1 pseudogene is annotated in these 3953 nt (G+C 69.9%); it reads left to right on the top strand.

What is annotated here, in order from left to right:
• Nucleotides 1-216: 216 nt before the first annotated feature.
• Nucleotides 217-3953 (top strand): annotated as a pseudogene (locus LDL48_RS43100) (type I polyketide synthase); the annotation flags it as partial.

Genomic DNA, 3953 nt, shown 5'->3' with positions numbered 1-3953 from the left:
GCGGCGGCCGTCGCCGGTGCGGACGCCACGCAGGTGATCGTCGACGTCGACTGGGCCCGGTTCGCCCCCGCGTTCTCCTTCGGCCGCCGCTGGGCGCTGCTCGGTGACCTGCCGGAAGCCGTCGCGGCGATGGATGAAGTCGTGGTGGCCAATGGTGCGGAGAGTCCGCTTACCGCGGAGTTGGCTGGTCTGCCGCCGGCTGAGCGGTTGGCGCGGTTGACGGTGTTGGTGCGCGCCGAGGCCGCTGCGGTGCTGGGTCACCGTGACAGCGACGGCGTGCCCGCAGATCGGGCGTTCCGCGAAATCGGCTTCGACTCGCTGACCGCGGTCGAGTTGCGTAACCGTCTCCAGGAGGCGACCGGCCTGCGGTTGCCGGCCACCATCGTGTTCGACTACCCGTCGCCGCTGGTCCTCGCGGAGTTCCTGCGCGACCAGCTGGCCGGTGTCACGACCGATGTGACGGTGCCGGTGGCGGTGATCGATGACGAGCCGATCGTCATTGTGGGTATGTCCTGTCGTTATCCCGGTGGCGTGACGGGTCCGCAGAGCCTGTGGGATCTGGTCGCGGCCGGCGGTGACGCGATGGGTCCGTTCCCGGAGGACCGGGGTTGGGACCTCAGCACCCTGTTCGACCCGGACCCGGACCACCCGGGCACGTCGACCACGAGCACCGGTGGGTTCCTGAACGGTGCCGGTGACTTCGACGCCGGGTTCTTCGGGATCAGCCCGCGTGAAGCGGTCTCGATGGATCCGCAGCAGCGCCTGCTGCTGGAGGCGTCCTGGGAGGCGTTCGAGGACGCCGGTATCGACACCGCGACGCTGCGTGGCTCGCGGACCGGGGTGTTCGTCGGCTCCAACGGCCAGGACTACAGCACCCTGCTCATGATGGCCGCGGCGTCGGGTGAGGACGGTGCCGAGGGTCACGGCGCCACCGGAGGCGCGGCGAGTGTCGCCTCCGGTCGCCTCTCGTACACGTTCGGGTTGGAAGGCCCGGCGGTTACCGTGGACACCGCGTGTTCGTCGTCGCTGGTGGCGTTGCATCTGGCGGCGCAGTCGGTGCGGCAGGGTGAGTGCGACTTGGCCCTGGCCGGTGGTGTGGTGGTGATGGCCACGCCGGGGACGTTCATCGAGTTCTCCCGGCAGCGGGGGCTGGCCGCGGACGGCCGGTGCAAGGCGTTCTCCGACGACGCCGACGGCACCGGCTGGGCCGAAGGCGTCGGCATGCTGCTGGTGGAGCGGCTCTCCGACGCGCAGCGCCATGGTCACCAGATCCTCGCGGTGTTGCGGGGAACGGCGGTGAACCAGGACGGTGCCTCGAACGGCCTGACCGCGCCGAACGGTCCCGCGCAGCAGCGTGTCATCCGCCAAGCTCTCGCGAACGCTCGACTGACCCCGGCGGACGTGGACGTGGTGGAGGCGCACGGTACGGGCACGACGTTGGGTGACCCGATCGAGGCGCAGGCGCTGCTGGCGACCTATGGCCAGGGCCGGTCGACGCCGTTGTGGCTGGGTTCGTTGAAGTCGAACATCGGCCACGCGCAGGCCGCGTCCGGTGTCGGTGGTGTGATCAAAATGGTCATGGCGCTGCGCCACGGCCTGCTCCCCAAGACGCTGCACGTGGGTGAGCCGTCGTCGAAGGTGGACTGGACATCCGGTGCGGTGAGCCTGTTGACCGAGGCGGTGGCGTGGGAGGCCGGGGACAGGCCGCGTCGGGCGGGTATTTCGAGCTTCGGGATGAGTGGCACGAACGCGCACATCATCATCGAGGAGCCGCCCGCAGCCGAGAGCGCCGAGCCGGTGCGGTCGTTGCCGGTGCAGCCGATCCTGTTGTCCGCGCGTGGTGAGGGCGCTCTGCTGGAGCTGGCGGGGGTGTTGCCGGAGGCGGAGCTTGGTGATCTGGCGTACTCGCTGGCGACCCGGCGCACGGCGTTGCCGGTGCGGGCGGTGGTGGTGGCTGGTGATCGTGATGAGTTGCGGCGTGCGCTGGGTGTGGTGCAGCCGGTTTCGGTGGTGGATGGTAAGACGGCGTTCCTGTTTACGGGTTCGGGGGCGCAGTGGGCGGGGATGGGCCGGGAGTTGTATGACACGTTCCCGGTGTTCGCGGATGCGTTTGATGAGGTGTGTGCGCATCTGGATAGGCATTTGCCGCGTCCGGTGCACGAGGTCGTTTTCGCTGCTGCGGGTTCGGCGGAGGCGGAGTTGTTGCATGGGTTGCGGTTCACGCAGCCGGTGTTGTTCGCGTTGCAGGTGGCGTTGTTCCGGCTGGTGCAGTCGTGGGGTGTGTCGGCGGAGGTGTTCGCCGGGCACTCGACCGGTGAGGTGACGGCGGCGTATCTGGCCGGGGTGTGGGATCTGCCGGATGCGTGTGCGTTGATCACGGCGCGGGGTGCGTTGATGCATCTGTTGCCGGACTCGGGTGCGATGGTGGCGATCCAGGCTACGGAGGCCGAGGTGGCGCCGTGGTTGTCGGATGTGGTGGGGGTGGCGGCGGTGAATGGGCCGGCGTCGGTGGTGATCTCGGGTGATGCGCAGGCGTGTGCGCCGGTGGGGGAGTATTTCCGGGGGTTGGGTCGGAAGGTGCGGCGGTTGCGGATCAGTCATGCCGCGCATTCACCGTTCATCGCCGCGATGCTGCCGTCGTTCGCTGAAGTGTTGGAACGGTTGACGTTCCGGGAGCCGACGGTGGCGTTGATCTCGGATGTCACGGGTGCGGTGCTGGACCCGGCGGAGGCGGCGACGGCGGAGTATTGGTTGCGGCATCTGCGCGAGCCGGTCCGGTTCGCCGACTCCGTGCAGACGTTGTATGCGCGGGGTGTGCGGACGTTTGTGGAGTTCGGTCCGGACGGGGTGTTGTCGGCGGCGGGCCCGGAGTCGGTGCCGGCAGACAGTGATGTGGTGTTCGCGTCGTTGCTGCGCAGGGACAAGCCGCAGGTGGCGGCGGTGTTGTCGGCGGTGGGTCAGGCGTGGGCGCACGGCACGGGTGTGGATTGGTCGCGGGTGGTGTCGGGTCGTCGGGTGCAGTTGCCGACGTATCGGTTCCAGCGGCGGCGGTACTGGCCGGAGTTCTCCACCTCGCCGGTGGCGGTGTCGCCGGTGGACACGGTGGATGCCGGGTTCTGGCAGGCGGTGGAGGACGCCGATCTGACTCGTCTGAGTGACACGTTGGCCCTGGACGGGGACAGTCGTGAGTCGTTGGGCCGGGTGTTGCCGGTGCTGGCGTCGTGGCGGCAGTCGCAGCGGCGTAAGCAGACCACCGACGCCTGGCGGTACCGGGCGGTGTTCACCCCGGTCACCCCGCCCGCTGCGACGTTGAGTGGCCGGTGGCTGCTGATCGACGGCCCTGACCAGACAACCGCGGAGGTGCGTGCGGTCCTTGAGGCCCGCGGCGCTGAGGTCGTCACCGACCCCGATGCCGGTGACCTCGTGGGTGTGGTGAACCTTGCCGGCCTGTTCCCCGGTTCGGTTCCGGCGGCTCCCACGGTCCCGGCTGGTCTGGCCGCGGCCCTCGAAACGACCCAGCGGGTGCACGCCGCGCAGATCGACGCGCCGATGTGGTGGGTGACCCGGGGTGCGGTGAGCACCGGTCGATCCGATGTGGTGACCGAGCCGGTGCAGGCGCACTTGTGGGGTATGGGCCGGGTGGTGGGTTTGGAGAACCCGCACCGCTGGGGTGGGGTGATCGACCTGCCCGAGGTGCTGGACGGCCGGGCTGCTGACCGGCTGGTGGCGGTACTGGCGGACGGGTCGGAGGATCAGGTCGCGGTCCGCGCGTCGGGGGTGTTCGCCCGCCGCCTGCAACGGGTGACACCCGACAGCGCCGCGCCGGTGTGGACGCCGCGGGGCACGGTGTTGATCACCGGTGGTACCGGTGGTCTCGGCGTCGCGGTGGCCCGGTGGGCGGCCGGGCAGGGTGCGGAGCATCTGGTCCTGACCAGCCGCCGCGGCCTGGACGC

It is taken from the genome of Jidongwangia harbinensis, assembly GCF_020216025.1.
GTDB classification, from domain to species: domain Bacteria; phylum Actinomycetota; class Actinomycetes; order Mycobacteriales; family Micromonosporaceae; genus Actinoplanes; species Actinoplanes harbinensis.
The sequence above is the reverse complement of the archived record's forward strand: the minus strand, read 5'-3'. Positions and strand labels throughout refer to the sequence as shown.